Raw genomic sequence first — 20,530 nt, forward strand, 5'->3', positions numbered from 1 at the left:
AAGGACCCACCATGACTGCATTTCCCGAGGGAACCATCCTCGGCTACCCGCGCATCGGGCGCCGCCGCGAGCTGAAGAAGGCCGTCGAGGCGTTCTGGGCCGGCCGGATCGACGAGCAGGCGCTCGAGGCGACCAGCGCCGACCTGCGCGCCGCGACCCGCGAGCGTCTCGCGTCGCTGGGACTGGGCCGCACGGACTCCGCGATCCCCGAGTCCTTCTCGTACTACGACCAGGTTCTGGATGCCGCCATCACCGTCGGCGCGATCCCCGCGCGTTTCGAGGGTCTGCGTTCCGCCGACGGGACGATCGGCCTGCCCGCGTACTTCACGGTCGCCCGCGGCGAGGGCGACCGCGCTCCGCTGGAGATGACGAAGTGGTTCGATTCCAACTACCACTACCTCGTGCCTGAGATCGGACCGGAGACGGTGTTCTCGCTTTCCAGCGACCGCATCGTCCGCGAGTTCGCCGAGGCCGCAGCGGCCGGGTTCGTCACCCGCCCGGTGATCGTGGGTCCTGTGACGCTGCTCGCACTCGCGAAAGCATCCGACGACGCGCCGGAGGGCTTCGACCCGCTGTCCCGCCTCGAGGACGTTCTTCCCGTGTACGTCGCACTCCTCGCCCGTCTGCGCGCGGCCGGTGCCGAGTGGGTGCAGATCGACGAGCCGGCGCTGGTCAGCGAATCGCTTCCCGCCTCGACCGAGCAGCTCTCCGCCGCGGCGGAGCGGTCGCTCGCCGTGCTCGGCGGCGCGACCGAGCGCCCGGCCATCCTCATCGCCGCCCCGTACGCCGCGCTCGACGCCGTCTTCCCGGTTCTCGCAGCGGCGCCCGTCGAGGCGATCGCGGTGGACCTGGTCCGCGGCTCCGTCCCCGCGGGGGCGGAGGGCCTCGCGGACAAGGTCCTCGTCGGCGGTGTGATCGACGGACACAACATCTGGCGCGGCGACCTCGCTGCGGCCTTCGACAAGCTCGAGGCGCTGCGCGGGCTCGGGGCGGCACAGGTCGCGGCTTCCAGCTCGACCTCGTTGCTGCACCTGCCGCACGACGTGGCGGACGAGTCCAAGCTCGACGAGCGCCTGGTCTCGTGGCTCGCCTTCGCCGACCAGAAGGTCGCGCAGGTCGTGACGCTGGCGCGCGGCCTGAACGAGGGTCGCGACGCCATCCGGTCCGAGCTCGACGAGGCGTCCGCTGCGCTCGCCGACCGTCTGTCGGCCCCCGGCGTGCGCGACGGCGCCGTCCGCGCACGGACGCTGTCGGATGCCGACTTCTCGCGCGCCTCGTACGCGGAGCGCGAGGCCGCGCAGGAAGAGGCGCTCGGCCTTCCGGCACTTCCTCTGACGACGATCGGCTCGTTCCCGCAGACCGGCGACATCCGCCGTGCCCGCGCGCGCTTCACGCGCGGCGAGATCACCGAGGCGGAGTACGAGGAGTTCCTACGGGCCGAGATCGACAGCGTCGTGGCTCTGCAGGAGGAGCTCGGCCTCGACGTCCTCGTGCACGGCGAGCCCGAGCGCAATGACATGGTCCAGTACTTCGCCGAGAACCTGGACGGCTTCGCCGTGACGGAGAACGGCTGGGTGCAGTCGTACGGATCGCGCGCGACCCGCCCGTCGATCCTCTGGGGCGACGTGTCACGACCCGCCCCCATCACGGTGGATTGGTCGACGTACGCGCAGGGCCGCACGTCCAAGCACATGAAGGGCATGCTGACCGGACCTGTCACGATTCTGGCCTGGTCGTTCGTCCGCGACGACCAGCCGCTGGGGGAGACGGCCAACCAGGTCGCGCTCGCGCTGCGTGAGGAGATCACCGACCTCGAGTCCGCCGGCATCGAGATCATCCAGGTCGACGAGCCGGCGCTGCGCGAGCTGCTGCCGCTCAAGCAGGCCGATCAGCCGGCGTACCTGAAGTGGTCGGTGGACTCGTTCCGCCTGGCCACCGGCGGTGCCGTCGCGGCGACCCAGATCCACACGCACCTCTGCTACTCGGAGTTCGGCGTCGTGATCGACGCGATCCGCGCTCTCGACGCCGATGTGACCTCGATCGAGGCGGCGCGCAGCCGGATGGACGTCGTCGACGACATCTCCGCGGTCGGCTTCGACCACGGCATCGGCCCCGGAGTGTACGACATCCACTCGCCGCGCGTTCCGTCCACGGACGAGATCGAGGCGCTCCTGCGCCGTGCGGCGGCGGAGATTCCGAACCGCCAGCTGTGGGTCAACCCGGACTGCGGTCTGAAGACCCGCGGATACGACGAGACCACCGCGTCACTGCGCAACATCGTCGAGGCCACCCGTCGCGTCCGCGAGGACGTGTCTGTCGCCGTCTGATCCGGTCGACACAGCAGAACGGCCGCTCCCGATCGGGAGCGGCCGTTCTCGTCCGCGGGATCACACCGCGCGCAGCACCGCCACGACCTTGCCGAGCACTGTGGCGTCATCGCCGGGGATCGGCTCGAACGCCGAGTTGCGGGGGAGCAGCCAGGTGTGGCCGTCGCGCCGACGGAACGTCTTCACCGTGGCCTCGTCGTCGAGCATGGCGGCGACGATCTCGCCGTTCTCGGCCGTGTTCTGGGTGCGCACCACGACCCAGTCGCCGTCGCAGATGGCGGCGTCGATCATCGATTCGCCGGTGACCTTGAGCATGAACAGGTCGCCCTTGCCGACGAGCTGCCGCGGCAGCGGGAAGATCTCCTCGACCTGCTGCTCGGCCGTGATCGGGACACCGGCGGCGATCTGACCGACGAGCGGGACGAGAGCGGCGTCTCCGACCGGAGGGGCAGTGTCAGCGGGGTTCTCGGTGCCGGAGCCCGGCAGATCGATGAGCACCTCCATGGCGCGCGTCTTGCCCGGATCGCGCCGCAGATAGCCGCTGAGCTCCAACTGGCCGAGCTGGTGCGTGACGCTGGACAGCGACTTCAAGCCGACGGCGTCGCCGATCTCGCGCATGCTCGGCGGGTACCCGTGCCGCGCGATGGAGGTCTGGATCACCTCGAGGATCGCCATCTGCTTGGCGCTGAGGCTCTTGCGTCGACGAGTGCGCGGTGCCTCGCTGCCGGTGGCTGTTGCGTCGCTCATGGCTGCTCCTTCGTTCGCCGTCCGGTGCCCCAGCGTCGATGTCGGAGGCCCGTGGTGAGGTGTCGTTAGCGAAACCGTATCCGAGATCCTGCAGTCGGGGAAGATCTGTTCGAGCGTGTCGGAGTATTCGATGATCCGGTTTCGAAAAAGGCTTGACAGGTATTCGAAATCGAATATACATTCGGTACGTAGCTTCGCATTCTCCACTCCCGGCCGAGTGGTGAATGCGAACGCTACGCCAAAGTCTCCCGATCGGGAGAGGAAGCACGAGGAGCAGCGATCATGAGCAGCATCACCGTCACCGCACCGTCCGTTCGCCCGTCCGCGGCAGCCACTCGGCTGCGTCTGACGACGAGGGGCCGTCGCGTGCTGCTGGCGCTCGCTGCGCTTCCGCTCGCGATCGGCCTGGCCTTCGCGGCTCTCAGCGGCGGGTCGGCGTACGCCGGCGGCGAGGAGGTCTCGACGTCGTTCGAGACGGTGACGGTGGTCCCGGGTGACACGCTGTGGTCGATCGCCGAGGACATCGCTCCCGACGCGGATCCCCGTGAGGTCATCCAGGCGCTGCAGCAGCTGAACCTGCTCGACGGCGGCATGCTGATGATCGGCGAAGAGCTCGCGATCCCGGCGGCGTACGCCGGTTGATACGGTCGGTCATTCGGCGTCGCCCCCGCGGAGGCCCTCGGTAGCATGGGACGGGTGACCTCCCTCGAAGATCTCCCTCTCCGCAACGACCTGCGCGGCTTGACGCCGTATGGCGCTCCACAGGCGCCGCTCCCGGTCGCTCTGAACGTCAACGAGAACACTCATCCGGTTCCGGATGCTGTGGCCAGTGACATCCTCGACGACATCGCGGTCGCTCTGCGCGATGTGAATCGCTATCCCGACCGCGAGTTCACCGCATTGCGCGAGGGATTCGCCCACTACCTGGGGCACGAACTGTCTGCGGACCAGATCTGGGCGGGCAACGGATCGAATGAGGTGCTCCAGCACATCGCACAGGCATTCGGCGGGCCGGGGCGCACCGCATTCGGATTCGCACCGACCTATTCGATGTATCCGCTCATCACTCAGGGCACCGGATCCACCTGGGTCGCCGGGACCCGTCAGCCGGACTACACGCTCACCGCGGAAGAGGCGGTCGAGCAGGTGCTCGCCGTCGACCCCGACATCATCCTGCTGTGCTCGCCGAACAACCCCACCGGCACACCGCTCGGTCTGGACGTCGTCGAAGCCGTCTACGAAGCGTCGCGAGGCATCGTCGTGGTCGATGAGGCGTACCAGGAGTTCGCGCCGCGCGACGCGCCGTCCGCACTGACTCTGCTCGACGGCCGCCCGCGTCTCGCCATCTCGCGCACGATGAGCAAGGCGTTCGCCTTCGCGGGTGCCCGGGTGGGCTACCTCGCTGCGGATCCCGCATTCATCGACGCTCTGCGTCTGGTGCGGCTGCCGTACCACCTGAGCGCTCTCACGCAGGCGGCAGCTGTCGCGGCCCTGCGCAACGCCGACACCATGCTGGCGATGGTCGACGAGATCGTCGAGCAGCGCGACCGGATCACGGCGACCCTCGAAGCCCTGGGATACGCACCGCACGCCTCGTGGTCGAACTTCGTGCTGTTCGGAGGCGTGGCGGACCCGAAGGCCACCTGGGAGTCGCTCTACAACAAGGGGATCCTTGTGCGCGATGTGGGCATTCCAGGACACCTGCGGGTCACGGCCGGTACCGAGGCGGAGACCACGGCGTTCCTGGATGCTCTGGCGTCGATAGAATCGGCCTCATGAGCCGCACCGCCAGCCGCACCCGAAGCACGTCCGAGTCATCCGTCGAGCTCGAGGTGAACCTGGACGGCTCCGGTAACAGCCACATCGACACATCGGTGCCGTTCTTCGACCACATGCTGACGGCGTTCGCGAAGCACTCGCTCACCGACCTCACCGTTCGGGCCTCCGGGGACACGAACATCGACGCGCACCACACGGTGGAGGACGTCTCGATCGTGCTCGGTCAGACGATCCGCGAAGCGCTCGGCGACAAGTCGGGCATCTCGCGCTACGGCGACGCACTGGTTCCGCTGGACGAAGCCCTCGCCCAGGCAGTGGTCGACATCAGCGGCCGCCCCTATCTCGTGCACACCGGTGAACCGGCCGGCTTCGAGCACCATCTCATCGGCGGCCACTTCACGGGATCGCTCGTGCGCCACGCTTTCGAAGCGATCACGTTCAATGCCGGCCTCACGGTCCACGTGCGAGTGCTGGGCGGCCGCGACCCGCACCACATCGCCGAGGCCGAGTTCAAGGCGTTCGCCCGTGCGTTCCGGCAGGCGAAGGCCCTCGACCCTCTCGTGACCGGCATCCCGTCCACCAAGGGCGCGCTGTGAGCCGCCGTCGCGTCGCGGTCTTCGACTACGAGTCCGGCAACGTCCATTCCGCCGTCAAGGCACTCATCGCAGCCGGCGCAGATGCGGTGCTCACCGGCGACCGGTCGGAAGCGCTGGACGCGGACGGTCTCGTCGTGCCGGGTGTCGGAGCCTTCTCCGCGGTGCGCCAGGCCCTGGCGGCGCATGGCGGCGACGAGATCATCGAGCGCCGCCTTGCCGGCGGACGTGCCGTGCTCGGTATCTGCGTCGGCATGCAGGTGCTGTTCGAGCACGGTGTGGAGCGCGGCAACGACACGGAAGGGCTGGGGGAGTGGCCGGGCGCGGTCACAGAACTCGACGCCCCCGTCCTGCCGCACATGGGCTGGAACACCGTGACGCCGGACGAGGGCAGCGTCCTCTTCCGGGGCATCGAAGACGAGCGCTTCTACTTCGTGCACTCGTTCGCCGCCCAGCACTGGGAGCTCGACGTCATGCCGCCGTTCCCGGAGCCCGCGTTGACCTGGACGACGTACGGTTCGCCGTTCCTCGCTGCCGTCGAGAACGGGCCGCTGTCAGCGACGCAGTTCCACCCCGAGAAGTCGGGTGAGGCAGGTATCCAGCTGCTGCGCAACTGGGTCGGCACGCTCTGACCCGACTCCGACGGTCGGCTTCGTCTGCGTCAGAACCCGCGGGCGACGGATGCGGCGGCCGTGAGCCACGCCCTCTGCGTGCGCTTCGCGAGCCCTCCGTACCGCAGGTGACCGTCCACGATCTCGTGATCGAATGGAATCGAGACGACGTCGCGGGCGAGTGAGCGGTACCCCTCGACGACGTGATCGACATCGGCGGGGGTCGCTTTGGGATCCGCCTGCGACACGACGACGACCGACCGTCGTGCGAGTCGTGCGGAGCGCTCATCGCGGTCTTCGAGCGCCTCCAGGAGGAGCGCGCCGGCCTCGGCGTGGTCATCGCGAGTCGTGGTGGCCACGACGATCTGATCGGCATGGTCGATCATGCGCAACCACATCGGGTCGGACTCGTCGTTTCCTGAGTCGATGATGATCAGCCGGTAGAACTTGGCCGCGACGGCATGGATCGCGTCGACGTCCTCCGGGTTCAGTCGATTCTCGTGAGCGAGACGGATCGGCTTCGACCGCAGCACGTCGTACTTCTCACGCGGCTGATGGTGCACGAAATGCGCGAGGTCCGCGGACTGAGCGCCGGTTCCGAGCAGGCGCTCGGCTTCGGGAAGCATCTCCAGCAGCGTGCGGTCGTGGGGACCGGCTTCCGTGCGCCACCCGAGGGTGCCCCGCGTCTGGTTGTTGTCCCACGCGAGAACGCCGGCGCCGCCGAAGCGGGCGAACACCGCGGCCAGCAGGATCGTCGTCGGCGTCTTTCCCGCGCCGCCCTTGCCGTTCACGACAGCGATCGTCCGCGGGCCTGGCCAATGCTGACTCACGGCCACTTCGTCGTCGCGGACGGACTGCTCGGCTGCGCTCGGCGGCACCTTGAAGCCGAGCCGGTTCAGCGCACCACGGGCACCCTCGCGTGCTGGCTCCTCGGGGCGTTCGCTCTGCAGGAACGACTGCCGTTCACGCATCTCGCGCCGAGTGCGCGGGTCCTGTGCCGTGGGCTCAGAGGCGTTCGCCTGCGGGGCGCTCGAACTGCGGTGATACTGCGGCACGACGTCGGGCTCGACCGGCAGCAGTGGCGGCGCCGGGTTCGTCGGAACCGACTGAATCAACGGCATCGACTGATCGATGCCGTTCGCAGGCGCGGCGCTTGCGGGCTGGGGGTCGTTCGGAGCTCCGGTCATCGTCGTTGAGCCTACCGGCATTTGGGCTTCAACCGAACGCCGAGTACCCTCGGTTCTCGTGCCCGCGAACGGTGCGCATCCATCCACCCGAGGACGACATGAACGACTTCGCGTCAACCCCCAGCCTGACCCTTCTCCCGGCCGTCGACGTCGCCGGCGGCAAGGCGGTGCGTCTCACCCAGGGCGAGGCGGGCAGCGAGACCAGCTACGGCGACCCGCTGGATGCCGCGGGCGAGTGGGTGGATCAGGGTGCCCAGTGGATCCACCTCGTCGATCTCGACGCCGCTTTCGGGCGTGGCTCGAACGCCGGGATCCTCCGCAAGGTCATCAAGCAGTTCCGCAGTGTGAACGTCGAGCTCTCCGGCGGCATCCGCGATGACGCGAGTCTCGAAGCAGCGCTCGAGACAGGTGCTTCGCGCATCAACCTCGGCACCGCCGCACTGGAGAACCCGGAGTGGGCGGCCGACGTCATCAGCCGTTACGGCGAGGCCGTCGCCGTCGGCCTGGACGTGCGGGGCACGACGCTCGCCGCACGCGGATGGACCAAGGAGGGCGGCGACCTCTGGGAGGTCCTCGACCGACTCGAGGAAGCCGGTTGCAGCCGTTACGTCGTCACCGATGTGACGAAGGACGGCACGCTGCGCGGACCGAACCTCGAACTGCTGCGCGAGGTCACCTCGCGCACACCGAAGCCCGTCGTCGCCTCCGGTGGCATCGCCAATCTCGACGATATCGCCGCTCTGCGCGAGCTCGTGCCGCTCGGCGTCGAGGGCGCGATCGTCGGCAAGGCGCTCTACGCCGGCGCGTTCACGCTGGCAGAGGCACTGGATGTCGCAGGGGACTGATTCCTGCGATCACGGGACGCCCGCTGATCCGCCGACTCCGCTGGGAGACGGCGATTCCGCCGGGGTCCCGTGGGAGGGGCGCAGCTTCCAGGCGAACCCCCACGCGGCGGACGACGGATCTGCCGACCCCGCACTGCTGGACGCACTGCTGCGCTTTCGCGCCGGTGAGGCCGGCCAGGTCGCCGTCGTCGATGCGTTCCGTTCCGCCCGCGTGCTGATCCCCCTGATCGCCGAGAAGGGGGAGGAGGGGATCGCTCCTTCGGGACTCGCGGTCGACAAGACGCAGGAGTTGTCCATCGTGACGGTCGCTGCGCCGGACGGTCGCCGCGTGCAGCCGGTCTTCTCGTCGGTGCAGGCGATGCAGCGCTGGGATGCCTCAGCCCGTCCGATCCCGGTCGAGGCTGTGCGGGCCGCGCTGGCCGCATCGGCGGAGGACACGGACCTGATCGTGCTGGACCCGACCAGCGACACCGAGTTCGTCCTCCGTCGTCCTGCCGTGTGGGCGGTCGCGCAGGGGCACGCCTGGGAGCCGAGCTTCCTCTCGCCCGAGGTCTTCTCCGCCCTGCAGGAGAGCGTCGCCCACGAGCTGGCTGTCATCGATGTCGCCGTCGCCGCCGGTGACCCCGACGCGCGCCTTCGCGGTCCGGAGCTCGTGGTGATCCTCGAGCTTGTGGACGGTCTGGAGCGCGAAGTGCTGGATGCCGTCCTCGCTCGCCTCGCGCAGCGCTGGGCCGGCGACGACCGCATCGCGGTCCTCGCCGACTCCCTGACGGTGAAGCTCCGCCGCTCGGCCTGATCCCGAGCAACCGGAGCGGGCGGAGCGGCGGCGCCGCACGCGGCGCTCAGATCAGTTGACCGGCCCCGTCCACTTCTCGCCAGGCCCCTTGCCGATCGGGTCGGGGATCGATGATGCTTCGCGGAACGCGAGCTGCAGGGACCGCAGTCCGTCGCGCAGCGAGCGGGCGTGCATGTCGCTGATCTCCGGGGCCCCGGCGGTGATGAGGCCGGCGAGGGCGTTGATGAGTTTGCGCGCCTCGTCGAGGTCGAGCTGGGTGTCCGGATCGTCCGCGAGGCCGAGCTTCACAGCCGCTGCGCTCATGAGGTGAACAGCAGTCGTGGTGATCACCTCGACAGCCGGGACATCGGCGATATCGCGGGATGCGGAGGACGCGGCGTCGTCCTGCCTCGCCCACTCGTCGTGTCGGTGGTCGTCGCCTGCTGCCTGAGTCGTCACTTCGCCTTGCCTTCTGTTAGACTGTGCCGGGCTCCGGAACGTTTTGTTCCGGTACGAAAGAGGATTCACTTCCCACCCGCGCTTGCCGTTCCAGGCTACCGGGTCTTGCACTCCGCCGGCTCCGTTCGCAAGAGCGGCCGGTAGACAGGGTGCCAGCCGGCATCTGAACGCCGGTGGGTGGGAGACGTCTCTGATTTCGCCCGGGATGCTGACGGCATCCTGGTGGCTGAAACCATCGTCTAAGGAGTTCCGCATCAGCGATCCCCGCACCAATGAGCGCATCCGCGTCCCCGAGGTCCGCCTCGTCGGTCCCGCGGGTGAGCAGATCGGCGTCGTCCGCATCGAGGCGGCGCTGCGCCTCGCGCAGGAAGCCGACCTCGACCTCGTCGAGGTTGCCCCCAACTCGAAGCCGCCCGTGGTCAAGATCATGGATTACGGCAAGTTCAAGTACGAGGCTGCCCAGAAGGCGAAGGAAGCTCGCCGCAACCAGGCGAACACGATCCTCAAGGAAGTCCGCTTCCGACTGAAGATCGAGGCTCACGACTACACGACGAAGCTCAAGCGTGCCGAGGGCTTCCTGAAGGCCGGGGACAAGGTCAAGGCGATGATCCTGTTCCGCGGTCGCGAGCAGTCGCGCCCTGAGCAGGGTGTGCGCCTGCTCCGCAAGTTCGCAGAGGATGTCGCCGAGTTCGGAACCGTCGAGTCGAACCCGACGATCGACGGACGAAACATGGTCATGGTCGTCGCTCCGCTGAAGAACAAGTCCGAGGCGAAGGCCGAGCAGAACGCCGTTCGCGACGCGCAGCGCGCCGCGAACAAGCAGGCCGCCCGCGAAGCCAAGACCGCGGATGACGCGGACGAGGTCATCGCGGAGTAGCGCCCGCCCCACAGACTCCCGCATTGCGCGGGTGAACACCGTCGCCTGAGAAGGCGCCATACGAAGGAAGAGAAGATGCCGAAGCAGAAGACCCACTCGGGTGCTAAGAAGCGCTTCAAGATCACCGGAAGCGGAAAGCTGAAGAAGCAGCAGGCCGGTATGCGCCACAACCTCGAGCACAAGTCGAGCCGTCGCACCCGCCGCCTCAACCAGGACCAGGTGCTGTCGAAGGCGGACACCAAGGTCGCGAAGAAGCTTCTCGGTCGCTGACGCGCCCGAACGCACGAACAGGAATACAGGAAAATGGCAAGAGTCAAGAGGGCGGTCAACGCCCACAAGAAGCGTCGCGTCATCCTCGAGCGCGCGTCCGGTTACCGCGGTCAGCGTTCGCGCCTCTACCGCAAGGCCAAGGAGCAGGTCACTCACTCCCTGGTCTACGCGTACCGCGACCGTCGCAAGCGCAAGGGTGATTTCCGCCGTCTGTGGATCCAGCGCATCAACGCTGCGGCCCGCCAGAACGGCATCACGTACAACCGCTTCATCCAGGGCCTCGGCCTCGCGGGTGTGCAGGTCGACCGCCGCATGCTCGCCGAGCTCGCGGTGAACGAGCCCGCCACGTTCGCCTCGCTCGTCGAGACGGCCAAGAAGGCTCTGCCTTCGGACGTGAACGCGCCGAAGACGGCTGCGTAAGCACCTCGTCGTGAACGGGCGTCCTCCTTCGGGAGGGCGTCCGTTTCGTCGTCTCAGTGCGATGGCGACAGCGTGCGGGGTCGGGCGGCACGGGAGATCGCGACGTCGATCACCATCGTGATGAGGACCGCGGCGGCGTAGACCAGGAGGTCCCGCTGGTCGAATCCGGCGCCGAGTACGAGGGCGGCGGGCGGGAACACCGTCGCCGCCTCGCGCGGGATGCCGGTGAGCTGCAGGAACTCCACCACAGCGCAGACGATGAGTGCCATTGCGCCGATGAGGCGGCGTGGACTGCGGGGGGCGAGCAGCGCGAGCACCAGGTACACCAGCGTCGCGTACAGAGCGTCGCCGACGATGTCTCCGGAATCGCCCGATCCGTACCGGTGCACGAGCAGGCCTGCCGCGATGGTGAGCGCCGCCGCCGAACCGACGACGACGCGTCGGCGGGAGGGGGAGCGCTGGTCGGCAGGGGGCACCTGGGCACACTAACTCGCGGATCTGCGTGGACGCCGAGTGAACAGCGTCGCTTCATGCGCGCGGGAGCGGCGGCGGTGTCCCTAGACTGAGAGCGTGCTGGAGAATCCCCGGTCCCCCCGCGTTCGCGCGGTCGCCAAGCTGACCAAGCGCAGTGCCCGTACCGAGACGGGCCTGTTCCTTCTCGAAGGCCCGCAGTCGGTGCGCGAAGCGCTGTCGTATCGCCCTGAGGCGATCGTCGAGTTGTTCGCGACTCCGACCGGGTGGGAGAAGCATCCGGACATCCGAGCCAAGGCGGCCGAGCACGGCGTCGAGGTGGAGTACGTCACAGAGTACGTCCTCAACGCGATGGCCGACACGGTCACCCCGCAGGGCCTTGTCGCGGTCGTGCATCAGACTCCGACAGCCGTCAAGGAGATCTTCGCTTCTTCGCCCCGGCTCATCGCGATCTGCGAAGAGGTGAGAGACCCGGGAAACCTCGGGACGATCATCCGGGCTGCGGATGCCGCCGGCGCGGATGCCGTGGTGCTCACCGGTCGCACGGTCGACCCGTACAACCCGAAGGTCGTGCGGGCGACGACGGGATCGCTGTTCCACCTTCCCGTTTCGGTCGGTGGCGACCTGGCCGATGTCGTGGCTCGCGCTCGCGCTGCCGGCATCACGGTGTTGGCGGCGGACGTGAAAGGCGACGATCTGCTGGCGGCTCGGGCCGAGGGGGTGCTGGACGGTCCCACTGCGTGGCTGTTCGGCAACGAGGCCCATGGGCTCGAGGATGCGTCGCTCGCGCTGGCCGATCGCGCGCTGAAACTGCCGATCTTCGGACGCGCCGAATCGTTGAATCTCGCCACTGCGGCGAGCGTGTGCCTGTACGAGAGCGCGTTCACTCAGCGGGCTGCCGCAGCCCGCTGAACGCGTCGGTCCGGGTTACAACTATGTAACTCGGGCGAGTCCGCTCTGGTCCGAGGGGCCGCCGACTCCTAGTGTGGGGAGCATGACCGAGACTGGTGCGCCCCTTGTCGTCGTGGACAACGTCCAGAAGCACTACGGCGAGTTCCAGGCGCTGACGGATATCAACCTCACCGTCAACAAGGGTGAGGTCGTCGTGGTGATCGGACCGTCGGGTTCGGGCAAGTCGACGCTGTGCCGAACGATCAACCGTCTCGAGACCATCACGAGCGGCGAGATCTCGATCGACGGCAAGGCTCTCCCGGCCGAAGGCAAGGGGCTCGCGCATCTGCGCGCTGACGTGGGCATGGTCTTCCAGTCCTTCAACCTCTTCGCCCACCTGACGATCCTCGAGAACATCACACTCGGACCGATCAAGGTGCGTGGCCTGAAGAAGGCGGATGCCGAGAAGGAGGCGATGCTGCTGCTCGATCGCGTCGGCGTCGCTCAGCAGGCATCCAAGCTCCCGGCCCAGCTCTCCGGCGGTCAGCAGCAGCGCGTCGCGATCGCCCGCGCGCTGGCCATGAACCCGAAGGTGATGCTCTTCGACGAGCCGACCAGCGCGCTGGACCCGGAGATGATCAACGAGGTCCTCGACGTCATGGTCGAGCTCGCGCGCGACGGCATGACCATGATCGTCGTGACGCACGAGATGGGCTTCGCCCGCAAGGCCGCGAACCGCGTCGTCTTCATGGCGGACGGGAAGATCGTCGAAGAGGCCACGCCGGAGGAGTTCTTCACGCATCCGAAGAGCGATCGTGCCAAGGACTTCCTCTCGAAGCTCCTCACCCACTGACTTCCTCGACCACTCCGCACACACAGCACACGAAGGAGACGCATATGCGACGCACACGGACACTGGCAGGGATCGGGGTCGCGGCAGCCGCGCTGCTCGCGCTGACCGCCTGCAACAGCGGCACACCGTCCGACCCGGGTGGCGACACCGACGGCGGCGACACCGGCGAGGAGACGACCTGGTTCGAGGTCGCCGAGGATGTCACGCTCGAGGGCAGCCCGACGTTCGACGACATGACCGCCCGCGACGGCGTGATCATCGGTGTCAAGGAGGACCAGCCCGGTCTCGGCTACCTGGACGTCACGACAGGAGAGCGCACCGGCTTCGATGTCGACATCGCGCGCTGGATCGCCGCGTCTCTCGGATTCGAGGAGGAGCAGATCGAGTTCCAGCCGATCGCTTCGGCGAACCGCGAGCAGGCGCTCGTGAACGGCGACATCGACTACTACGTCGGCACCTACTCGATCACGGACAAGCGCAAGGAGCAGATCGAGTTCGCCGGTCCGTACTTCATCACGGGGCAGGGCTTCCTCGTCGGCGCCGACAGCGAGATCACCGATGTCGAGGACGTCTCCGACTTCAACGGCATGACCGTGTGCTCGGCGACGGGCTCGACCCCGATCCAGAACATCAAGGAGAACTTCCCCGAGATCGAGACGCAGGAGTACGACCTGTACTCCGCGTGCGTCGAGGACCTCATCTCCGGCAAGGTGGATGCCGTCACCACCGACCAGGCGATCCTGATCGGCTACGCGGCGCAGTACCCGGATGACGTCAAGGTCGTCGGCGGACTGTTCACCGAAGAGCGCTACGGCGTCGGCGTTCCGAAGGGCGACACCGCTCTGCAGGAGCACATCAACACGCTCTTCACCGATGGCGGCGACATCTGGCAGGCCATCTTCGACGAGAACCTCGGTTCGAGCGGCATCGAAGTCGAACAGCCCGCTGTCGACTGATTGATCGCGGAGGGGACGGCCGATTCGGGGCCGTCCCCTCCTCACTACTTGAGAAGGGCAGGGCGGATTGGACGTCATCTTCGGCAACCTCGACCTGTGGAGTCAGGCGCTCCTGAGCACGTTGATCGTGTTCTTCGCCGGTGGTGTGATCGCGCTCATCCTCGGCATCATCGTCGGTGCGATGCGCGTCTCGCCCATTCCGATCGCCCGCGGCGTCGGGACGGTGTACGTGAACCTCGTCCGCAACACGCCGCTGACCCTGGTCTTCTTCTTCTTCGTGTTCGGGTATCCGCAGCTCGGATTGCCGACTCTCAGCAATCTGACCCTCGGCATCCTCGCGATCGGCATCTACACCGCCACCTACGTCGCCGAGGTCCTGCGCGCCGGTATCAGCACGGTTCCCGTCGGCCAGGCGGAGGCGGCGCGCGCGATCGGTCTCCCGTTCGGGCAGGTCATGACGCTCGTCGTGCTGCCCCAGGCCTTCCGCTCCGTGGTACCGCCGATGATGAGCGTGTTCATCGCTCTGCTGAAGAACACGACCGTCGCGGCCGGCTTCTCCGTCGCCGAGCTCGCCTCGGTGCGCGCCGCGATCAACGATTCGCACACCCGCCCCGGCAGCCCGATGGAAGTGCTGCTCTGGGTGGCCATCATCTTCGTCGTTCTGGTGCTCCTGCTCAGCTGGGTGCAGAACTCCCTCGAGAGGCGATGGAGGATCGCACGATGACTTCCGTTCTCTACGACGTGCCCGGCCCGAGGGCGATCGCGCGCAACCGCATTCTCAGCATCGTCACGGTGCTCGTGGTCCTCGCCGTCATCGGATTCCTCGTCTACCGCCTGTACGTCTCCGGGCAGTTCGAGGCCAGCAAGTGGTACGTGTTCACGTTCACTCGCGTGTGGGAGCAGATTGGCATCCACCTGATGAACACGTTGGCGGCCTTCGCGCTCGCCGCCGTGTTGAGCCTGGTGCTCGGTTTCGTGCTCGCGATCGGCCGCCTGTCCGATCATGCCTGGGTTCGCATCCCGGTCACTGCGGTCACCGAGCTGTTCCGCGCCATTCCGGTGCTGGTGCTCATGATGCTGCTGTACTTCGGTCTTCCGTCCATCGGGATCAAGATGGACCCGTACTGGGCCGTGGTGCTCGCGCTCATGGCCTACAACGGCTCCGTCCTCGCAGAGGTGCTGCGAGCGGGGATCGAATCGCTGCCTCGAGGGCAGAAGGAGGCAGGCTATGCCATCGGCCTGCGCAAGAGCGGCGTCATGCGTCTCATCCTGCTGCCGCAGGCCGTCCGCGTCATGCTCCCGGTCATCGTCGCTCAGCTCGTCGTGACGATGAAGGACACCGCGCTCGGGTTCATCATCACGTACCCCGAACTGCTGTACTACGCGAAGCTGCTCAGCTCGCAGCAGGGGCGCCCCATCCTGCAGTCGGCGTTCATCATCGGCGGCATCTACATCGTGATGTGTCTGATCCTTTCGGGCATCGCGAAGTATCTCGAGATCCGTACGCGCCGTTCGCCCAAACTGCGGGCGATCGCCACCGCTCACAACCCGGCGGCGGATGACGAGTCGACTCTCACCGAGGCGATCGCGCTGCAGCGGGGCACGGGGAAGTTCGACGGGACCAATACCGGTACGGGCATCTGACGGCACGGTGAGTCCACCGCGCGCCGGTAGACTCGTCTCTCGTGTCAGACGTACCCGAGATCACGCCCGAGGCGGTGGAGACCGCCGTCGCAGCAGCGCTCGATGCGATCGGTGCCGCAGCCAGCACCGCAGAGCTGAAAGCCGTGCGCGCCGCGCATGTGGGGGAGGGATCGCCGCTGGCGGTGCTGAACGCCTCGATGCGCCAGGTCGCCCCTGAGCACAAGGCGACGTTCGGCAAGCTCGTCGGCCAAGGCCGCGGCCGGGTCACCCAGGCGCTCGCCGCCAAGGAGGCCGAGCTCGCCGAGGCGGAGACCGCCGCGAGGCTGGAGGCGGAAAGGGTCGACATCACGGCGGTGTCCTCCCGCACGCGCGTCGGCGCGCGGCATCCGCTCACCCTGCTCCAGGACGAGGTCTGCGACATCTTCGTCGGGATGGGATGGGAGATCGCGGAGGGACCCGAGCTCGAGCACGAGTGGTTCAACTTCGATGCTCTGAACTTCGACGTCGACCACCCCGCTCGCCAGGAGCAGGACACGTTCTACGTCGACCCGGCCTCGCGCCATCTCGTGATGCGCACGCACACCAGCCCTGTTCAGGTGCGCTCGATGCTCGACCGCGAGGTGCCGATCTACGTGCTGTGCCCTGGGCGCGTGTACCGCACCGACGAGTTCGACGCGACGCACCTTCCGGTGTTCACCCAGTTCGAGGGCCTCGTGATCGACAAGGGCATCACGATGGCTCATCTCAAGGGCACGCTGGACCACTTCGCACGGCTGCTGTTCGGGCCGGAGGCCAAGACGCGCTTCCGCACCAACTACTTCCCGTTCACTGAGCCCTCCGCCGAGCTCGACCTGTGGCACCCGACCTTCAAGGGCGGCGCGCGCTGGATCGAGTGGGGCGGCTGCGGGATGGTGAACCCGAACGTGCTGCGCGCTGCGGGCATCGACCCGGAGGAGTACAGCGGTTTCGCGTTCGGCATGGGGATCGAGCGGGGCCTGATGTTCCGCAGCGACGTGAAGGACATGCGCGACATGGCCGAGGGCGATGTCCGCTTCAGCGAGCAGTTCGGGATGGTGGTGTGATGCGCGTCCCGCTTTCGTGGTTGCGTGAGTACGTGGATGTGGCGGCGGACGCCACACCGGAGGACGTCTTCGCGTCGCTCGTGGCCGTCGGCTTCGAAGAGGAGGAGCTGCATCGTTTCGAGATCTCCGGCCCCGTCGTCGTCGGTCAGGTGCTCTCGTTCGAGGAGGAGCCGCAGTCCAACGGCAAGACGATCCGGTGGTGCCAGGTCGACGTCGGCGAAGCCGAGCCGCGCGGCATCGTGTGCGGTGCGAGCAACTTCGCCGTCGGGGACAAGGTCGTCGTGACCCTGCCCGGCGCCGTGCTGCCGGGCCCGTTCCCGATCGCCGCCCGCAAGACGTACGGTCACGTGTCGGACGGCATGATCGCCTCGGCGCGGGAACTCGGGCTGGGCGACGAGCACAACGGCATCCTGATCCTGTCCTCGCTGGGCCTGGACCCGGAGGTCGGCATCGACGCGCTCGCGCTGCTCGGCCTGGATGACGTCGCCGTCGAGATCAACGTCACCCCCGACCGCGGTTACGCGTTCTCCCTCCGCGGCGTCGCGCGCGAATACGCGCACGCCACAGGTGCGGATTTCCGCGACCCCGCAGAGCACGAGTGGGACGAAGTCGCACCCGGCACCGGCTTCCCCCTCGCCGTCACCGCGGAGCCGCTGCGCGAAGCGCCCGCCGTGCAGGAGTTCGTCGTGCGCGTCGTCCGAGGTGTCGACCCCTCGCGGCCGACCCCGCCGTGGATGGTGTCGCGACTGTCGCTCGCCGGCATCCGCTCGCTGGGCGTGCTCATCGACATCACCAACTACGTCATGCTCGAGCTCGGCAACCCGATCCACGGCTACGACCTGGACAAGCTGGCCGGCGGCATCACGGTCCGCCGAGCCGAGCAGGGCGAGAAGATGACGACGCTGGACGGCCAGGAGCGCGCTCTGCACGTCGAGGATCTGCTGATCACCGACGACTCGGGCCCGATCGGACTCGCCGGCGTCATGGGCGGTGGCACGACAGAGATGACGGACGAGACGCGCAACGTGCTCATCGAGGCCGCGAACTTCGATCCGGTGTCGATCGCCCGCACGGCTCGCCGGCACAAGCTGCCCAGTGAGGCGTCCAAGCGCTTCGAGCGCGGCGTGGACCCGCTGATCCCGTTCGTCGCGGCGCGCCGCGTCGCCGACCTCATGGTCGAGCTCGCCGGCGGGACGCTGGACGAGGTCGGTGGAGCGCTCTACTCCGAGGTGGAGATCGCCGGCATCGAGCTCCCGGCCGAGTTCGTCCCCGGTCTGATCGGTGTCGACTACGAGGATGCCGAGATCGTCGACGCTCTCGAACTGATCGGCGCCGAGGTCACGGAGAACTCGGACGGCTGGTTCGTCATCCCGCCGAGCTGGCGACCCGATCTCACCGACAAGTGGACGCTCGCCGAGGAGGTCGCCCGCATCCACGGGCTCGACCGGATCCCGTCCGTGCTGCCCACGCCGCCATCGGGCAGAGGCCTCACCGCGATGCAGCAGGGACGTCGGCGCGTCGCCAACGCGCTCGCGGCCGCCGGCCTCGTCGAGACTCCGGCTTTCCCGTTCACGACCGAGGCGCACAACGACCTGCACGGGTCGGCGACGGGCGAGCACCTGCCCAGCATCCGCTTGGCCAACCCTCTCGATGGCCAGGCGCCGTTCCTGCGCCGGTCGCTGATCCCCGGTCTCCTGCAGATCGCGCACCGCAACATCGCGCGCGGCCTGACCGACGTCGCGATCTTCGAGGCGGGCATCGTGTTCCTCCCCGAGGCGGGCATTCGCTACGGCACCGATGAGGTGCCGCCGCTGGGCGCGCGTCCGTCGGACGAGACGCTCGCCGAGCTGAACGCCTCGATCCCACCGCAGCGCCGTCACATCGCCGCGCTGTTCGCCGGCAACGTGACGCCTCGCCAGCCCGGTCGTGCCGCTGAGGCGTACGGCCTCAGCGAGGCGTTGGACGCCGTCCAGGTGATCGCCGCGGCCGCCGGTGTCGAGATCGACGTCGTCCAGGGACAGCGCGCAGCGCTGCACCCGGGCCGCACCGGCGTGCTGAGCGTGCGCGCTGCCGAGGTGGGGCATGTCGGCGAACTGCACCCCCAGGTCTCATCCGATGCGGACCTCCCCGGTCGTGCTGTCGTGCTCGAGCTGGATCTCGACGGCATCCTGGAACTCGCCGGTATCGGCGTCGTCGCGGAGAGCCTGTCGACCTTCCCAGCGGCGACGCAGGACGTGTCGTTGGTCGTGCCGGCGGCGTTGGCCGCGGGCGACCTGCGCGAGGCGCTCGTCGAGGGTGCGGGAGCGCTCCTTGAATCGCTGCGGCTCGTTGACGACTACCGGGGCGAAGGCCTCCCGGACGGCGCGAAGAGCCTCACCTTCGCGCTCCGCTTCCGCGCGCCGGACCGGACGCTGACCGCGGCGGAGGCGACCGAGGCGAAGCTCGCCGGTGTCGCCGTCGCCGCAGAGCGCTTCGGAGCGACGCTGCGCGAGTGAGTATCACGCCGAACGGACCGTTCGCCTGAATCCGGTCGTCCGCCTGGCCGAACCCAAGGCAGGATGGTGACATGACGAGTTCGCGGAGGACACGGCAGCGTCTGAAGGCCGCCGCTCTCGTCGCCGTGCTGGGCGTCGGACTCGCGGCCTGCGCACCGGTCGCGCAGCCGACACCGAAGAGCGCGCTCTCCACGCCGTCGGCGACGCCGTCGCCCTCTCCGTCGGCGACGCCGAGGACCGCATTCGAACGGGCAGCCGAACGCGTCGCCGAGATGCCCGTGCGGGAGCGGGCGGCGCTCGTGGTCATGGGCTACGCGGAAGGGACGGATCCCGCCGCTCTCGCTGCCTACGTCGCGGACGGTCCGCGCGGTCTGATTCTGATGGGGAACAACATCCCCGGTGCACCGGAGCAGCTGCGCGCGATGACGGACGCGGTGCACGCGGCATCCGGTGATGCTCTGATCGCGACCGACCAGGAAGGCGGCATCGTCGCCCGAGTGCCGTGGGACGACCTTCCGTCCGCCAGGACGCTTCAGAACGAGGCGCCGTCTGCGGCGCAGACCGCATTCGCGGCGCGGGGCCAGTTACTCGACGACGCGGGGATCGACATCAACTTCGGCGTCGTGGCGGATGTCCCGCGATCGGTCGGCTCGTTCATCCACAGCCGGTCATATGGCACGGACGCCCAGGCCGTCGCCGATCGGGTCGCGGCGATCGTCGTGGGAGAGACCGGTCATGTCGCCACGACGCTCAAGCACTTCCCCGGGCACGGTGCGGCGGAAGGCGACTCGCACCATTCCATCCCGAGTACGGATATGAGCCTGGACGAATGGCGATCCGTCGACGCGCTGCCCTTCCGAGCGGGCATCGATGCGGGCGCCGAGCTCGTGATGATGGGGCACCTGAGATTCAGCGCCGTGTCGCAGCTGCCGGCGACGCTGTCACCGCAGTGGTACGCCCTCCTTCGCGACGAACTCGGATTCGAAGGTGTCGCCGTCACGGACGATCTCGGGATGCTGCTCTCCTCAGGGGATCCGGCGTACGCCGACCCGGTGGCGAACGCGATCATGGCGGTCGATGCCGGCGCCGACATGGTGCTGACGATCGCAGGTTCGACGCCGGAGACCGCGGGGCGGAGCATCGATGCACTGGCCGCACGAGCCGAGTCCGATCGGGCGTTCGCCGATCGCCTTGCCGAGGCGGCGACGCGCGTGGCGGTGCTCGCCGAGTCGGCGCGTGGTTGAGAGG

22 protein-coding genes are annotated in these 20,530 nt (G+C 68.1%); 18 read left to right on the forward strand and 4 right to left on the reverse strand.

Annotated features, from left to right (window positions below):
* Positions 1 to 11 precede the first annotated feature (11 nt).
* A complete protein-coding gene (gene metE, locus ACFCYE_RS13580; protein WP_376179510.1) occupies positions 12 to 2,327 on the forward strand; it encodes a 5-methyltetrahydropteroyltriglutamate--homocysteine S-methyltransferase in 2,316 nt (771 codons plus the stop codon).
* A gap of 60 nt (positions 2,328 to 2,387) precedes the next feature.
* Here metE and lexA read toward each other — a convergent pair whose 3' ends face one another.
* Positions 2,388 to 3,074: a transcriptional repressor LexA gene (lexA, locus tag ACFCYE_RS13585; protein WP_376179512.1), complete on the reverse strand. Its 687-nt coding sequence runs from the start codon at positions 3,072 to 3,074 to the stop codon at positions 2,388 to 2,390.
* A gap of 282 nt (positions 3,075 to 3,356) precedes the next feature.
* On the opposite strand from lexA, the gene ACFCYE_RS13590 reads away from it, so the two are divergent.
* From ACFCYE_RS13590 to hisH, 4 genes are read left to right on the forward strand one after another with little or no spacing between them, the layout of a single operon-like run.
* Entirely contained in the window at positions 3,357 to 3,716 is a 360-nt protein-coding gene (locus ACFCYE_RS13590) for a LysM peptidoglycan-binding domain-containing protein (protein WP_376179514.1), read from the forward strand.
* 45 nt (positions 3,717 to 3,761) lie between these two features.
* On the forward strand, positions 3,762 to 4,853 hold the full coding sequence (locus tag ACFCYE_RS13595) for a histidinol-phosphate transaminase (protein WP_376179516.1): 1,092 nt from the start codon (positions 3,762 to 3,764) through the stop codon (positions 4,851 to 4,853).
* The gene (hisB, locus tag ACFCYE_RS13600) at positions 4,850 to 5,449 is read left to right on the forward strand and encodes an imidazoleglycerol-phosphate dehydratase HisB (protein ID WP_376179517.1); all 600 of its coding nucleotides are present in this window, start codon (positions 4,850 to 4,852) and stop codon (positions 5,447 to 5,449) included. Before ACFCYE_RS13595 ends, hisB begins: the two co-directional genes overlap by 4 nt.
* Complete coding sequence (gene hisH / locus ACFCYE_RS13605; RefSeq protein ID WP_376179519.1) at positions 5,446 to 6,078, forward strand: imidazole glycerol phosphate synthase subunit HisH; 633 nt, start codon at positions 5,446 to 5,448, stop codon at positions 6,076 to 6,078. The genes hisB and hisH overlap by 4 nt, the downstream gene beginning before the upstream one ends.
* A 29-nt stretch (positions 6,079 to 6,107) precedes the next feature.
* Here hisH and ACFCYE_RS13610 read toward each other — a convergent pair whose 3' ends face one another.
* On the reverse strand, positions 6,108 to 7,244 hold the full coding sequence (locus tag ACFCYE_RS13610) for an AAA family ATPase (RefSeq protein WP_376179521.1): 1,137 nt from the start codon (positions 7,242 to 7,244) through the stop codon (positions 6,108 to 6,110).
* Positions 7,245 to 7,342: 98 nt separating this feature from the next.
* Here ACFCYE_RS13610 and priA point away from each other — a divergent pair, with 98 nt between their 5' ends.
* Together priA and ACFCYE_RS13620 are read left to right on the forward strand one after the other, a co-directional pair.
* Entirely contained in the window at positions 7,343 to 8,089 is a 747-nt protein-coding gene (gene priA / locus ACFCYE_RS13615) for a bifunctional 1-(5-phosphoribosyl)-5-((5-phosphoribosylamino)methylideneamino)imidazole-4-carboxamide isomerase/phosphoribosylanthranilate isomerase PriA (protein WP_376179522.1), read from the forward strand.
* Positions 8,073 to 8,885: an SseB family protein gene (locus ACFCYE_RS13620; RefSeq protein ID WP_376179524.1), complete on the forward strand. Its 813-nt coding sequence runs from the start codon at positions 8,073 to 8,075 to the stop codon at positions 8,883 to 8,885. Before priA ends, ACFCYE_RS13620 begins: the two co-directional genes overlap by 17 nt.
* A gap of 51 nt (positions 8,886 to 8,936) precedes the next feature.
* Here ACFCYE_RS13620 and ACFCYE_RS13625 read toward each other — a convergent pair whose 3' ends face one another.
* Entirely contained in the window at positions 8,937 to 9,323 is a 387-nt protein-coding gene (locus ACFCYE_RS13625) for a DUF1844 domain-containing protein (RefSeq protein ID WP_376179525.1), read from the reverse strand.
* 205 nt (positions 9,324 to 9,528) lie between these two features.
* Between ACFCYE_RS13625 and infC the strand changes: the two genes are divergently transcribed.
* From infC to rplT, 3 genes are all read left to right on the forward strand, one after another.
* A complete protein-coding gene (infC, locus tag ACFCYE_RS13630) occupies positions 9,529 to 10,200 on the forward strand; it encodes a translation initiation factor IF-3 (RefSeq protein WP_376179526.1) in 672 nt (223 codons plus the stop codon).
* 75 nt (positions 10,201 to 10,275) lie between these two features.
* Positions 10,276 to 10,470: a 50S ribosomal protein L35 gene (rpmI, locus tag ACFCYE_RS13635; RefSeq protein WP_017828564.1), complete on the forward strand. Its 195-nt coding sequence runs from the start codon at positions 10,276 to 10,278 to the stop codon at positions 10,468 to 10,470.
* Positions 10,471 to 10,503: 33 nt separating this feature from the next.
* The gene (gene rplT / locus ACFCYE_RS13640; protein WP_376179528.1) at positions 10,504 to 10,890 is read left to right on the forward strand and encodes a 50S ribosomal protein L20; all 387 of its coding nucleotides are present in this window, start codon (positions 10,504 to 10,506) and stop codon (positions 10,888 to 10,890) included.
* A gap of 53 nt (positions 10,891 to 10,943) precedes the next feature.
* Here rplT and ACFCYE_RS13645 read toward each other — a convergent pair whose 3' ends face one another.
* On the reverse strand, positions 10,944 to 11,366 hold the full coding sequence (locus ACFCYE_RS13645) for a DUF2809 domain-containing protein (RefSeq protein WP_376179529.1): 423 nt from the start codon (positions 11,364 to 11,366) through the stop codon (positions 10,944 to 10,946).
* A 94-nt stretch (positions 11,367 to 11,460) separates the two neighbouring features.
* On the opposite strand from ACFCYE_RS13645, the gene ACFCYE_RS13650 reads away from it, so the two are divergent.
* The 8 genes from ACFCYE_RS13650 (at position 11,461) to ACFCYE_RS13685 (ending at position 20,526) form a co-directional block, all read left to right on the forward strand.
* Complete coding sequence (locus tag ACFCYE_RS13650) at positions 11,461 to 12,273, forward strand: TrmH family RNA methyltransferase (RefSeq protein ID WP_376179530.1); 813 nt, start codon at positions 11,461 to 11,463, stop codon at positions 12,271 to 12,273.
* Between the two features lie 82 nt (positions 12,274 to 12,355).
* Positions 12,356 to 13,105, forward strand: coding sequence for an amino acid ABC transporter ATP-binding protein (locus ACFCYE_RS13655; protein WP_376179532.1), 750 nt, complete (start codon positions 12,356 to 12,358; stop codon positions 13,103 to 13,105).
* 44 nt (positions 13,106 to 13,149) lie between these two features.
* Positions 13,150 to 14,061, forward strand: coding sequence for a glutamate ABC transporter substrate-binding protein (locus ACFCYE_RS13660; RefSeq protein WP_376179533.1), 912 nt, complete (start codon positions 13,150 to 13,152; stop codon positions 14,059 to 14,061).
* Positions 14,062 to 14,128: 67 nt separating this feature from the next.
* A complete protein-coding gene (locus tag ACFCYE_RS13665) occupies positions 14,129 to 14,785 on the forward strand; it encodes an amino acid ABC transporter permease (RefSeq protein WP_376179534.1) in 657 nt (218 codons plus the stop codon).
* Positions 14,782 to 15,705 (forward strand): amino acid ABC transporter permease, encoded by a 924-nt coding sequence (locus ACFCYE_RS13670; protein WP_376179536.1) that lies wholly within the window; start codon positions 14,782 to 14,784, stop codon positions 15,703 to 15,705. Before ACFCYE_RS13665 ends, ACFCYE_RS13670 begins: the two co-directional genes overlap by 4 nt.
* Positions 15,706 to 15,746: 41 nt before the next feature.
* Positions 15,747 to 16,787 carry a phenylalanine--tRNA ligase subunit alpha gene (gene pheS / locus ACFCYE_RS13675; RefSeq protein ID WP_376179538.1) on the forward strand — a complete coding sequence of 347 codons (1,041 nt, stop codon included), beginning with the start codon at positions 15,747 to 15,749 and terminating at the stop codon, positions 16,785 to 16,787.
* Entirely contained in the window at positions 16,787 to 19,282 is a 2,496-nt protein-coding gene (gene pheT / locus ACFCYE_RS13680; RefSeq protein ID WP_376179540.1) for a phenylalanine--tRNA ligase subunit beta, read from the forward strand. Before pheS ends, pheT begins: the two co-directional genes overlap by 1 nt.
* Positions 19,283 to 19,353: 71 nt before the next feature.
* The gene (locus ACFCYE_RS13685) at positions 19,354 to 20,526 is read left to right on the forward strand and encodes a glycoside hydrolase family 3 N-terminal domain-containing protein (protein WP_376179541.1); all 1,173 of its coding nucleotides are present in this window, start codon (positions 19,354 to 19,356) and stop codon (positions 20,524 to 20,526) included.
* The last annotated feature ends 4 nt before the right edge of the window (positions 20,527 to 20,530 follow it).

Origin of the sequence: Microbacterium sp. NPDC056234 (assembly GCF_042267585.1) — a bacterium.
Lineage (GTDB): Bacteria > Actinomycetota > Actinomycetes > Actinomycetales > Microbacteriaceae > Microbacterium.

What these genes read in the sequence shown, in the direction of transcription:
- ACFCYE_RS13670 (WP_376179536.1), top strand. Translation starts at nt 14,782, where the DNA reads ATGACTTCCGTTCTCTACGACGTGCCCGGCCCGAGGGCGATCGCGCGC.
- ACFCYE_RS13655 (WP_376179532.1), top strand. Translation starts at nt 12,356, where the DNA reads ATGACCGAGACTGGTGCGCCCCTTGTCGTCGTGGACAACGTCCAGAAG.
- priA (WP_376179522.1), top strand. Translation starts at nt 7,343, where the DNA reads ATGAACGACTTCGCGTCAACCCCCAGCCTGACCCTTCTCCCGGCCGTC.
- ACFCYE_RS13590 (WP_376179514.1), top strand. Translation starts at nt 3,357, where the DNA reads ATGAGCAGCATCACCGTCACCGCACCGTCCGTTCGCCCGTCCGCGGCA.
- hisB (WP_376179517.1), top strand. Translation starts at nt 4,850, where the DNA reads ATGAGCCGCACCGCCAGCCGCACCCGAAGCACGTCCGAGTCATCCGTC.
- infC (WP_376179526.1), top strand. Translation starts at nt 9,529, where the DNA reads ATGCTGACGGCATCCTGGTGGCTGAAACCATCGTCTAAGGAGTTCCGC.
- lexA (WP_376179512.1), bottom strand. Translation starts at nt 3,074, where the DNA reads ATGAGCGACGCAACAGCCACCGGCAGCGAGGCACCGCGCACTCGTCGA.
- ACFCYE_RS13685 (WP_376179541.1), top strand. Translation starts at nt 19,354, where the DNA reads ATGACGAGTTCGCGGAGGACACGGCAGCGTCTGAAGGCCGCCGCTCTC.
- rpmI (WP_017828564.1), top strand. Translation starts at nt 10,276, where the DNA reads ATGCCGAAGCAGAAGACCCACTCGGGTGCTAAGAAGCGCTTCAAGATC.
- ACFCYE_RS13620 (WP_376179524.1), top strand. Translation starts at nt 8,073, where the DNA reads ATGTCGCAGGGGACTGATTCCTGCGATCACGGGACGCCCGCTGATCCG.
- metE (WP_376179510.1), top strand. Translation starts at nt 12, where the DNA reads ATGACTGCATTTCCCGAGGGAACCATCCTCGGCTACCCGCGCATCGGG.
- pheT (WP_376179540.1), top strand. Translation starts at nt 16,787, where the DNA reads ATGCGCGTCCCGCTTTCGTGGTTGCGTGAGTACGTGGATGTGGCGGCG.
- ACFCYE_RS13595 (WP_376179516.1), top strand. Translation starts at nt 3,762, where the DNA reads ATGGGACGGGTGACCTCCCTCGAAGATCTCCCTCTCCGCAACGACCTG.
- ACFCYE_RS13660 (WP_376179533.1), top strand. Translation starts at nt 13,150, where the DNA reads ATGCGACGCACACGGACACTGGCAGGGATCGGGGTCGCGGCAGCCGCG.
- ACFCYE_RS13610 (WP_376179521.1), bottom strand. Translation starts at nt 7,244, where the DNA reads ATGACCGGAGCTCCGAACGACCCCCAGCCCGCAAGCGCCGCGCCTGCG.
- rplT (WP_376179528.1), top strand. Translation starts at nt 10,504, where the DNA reads ATGGCAAGAGTCAAGAGGGCGGTCAACGCCCACAAGAAGCGTCGCGTC.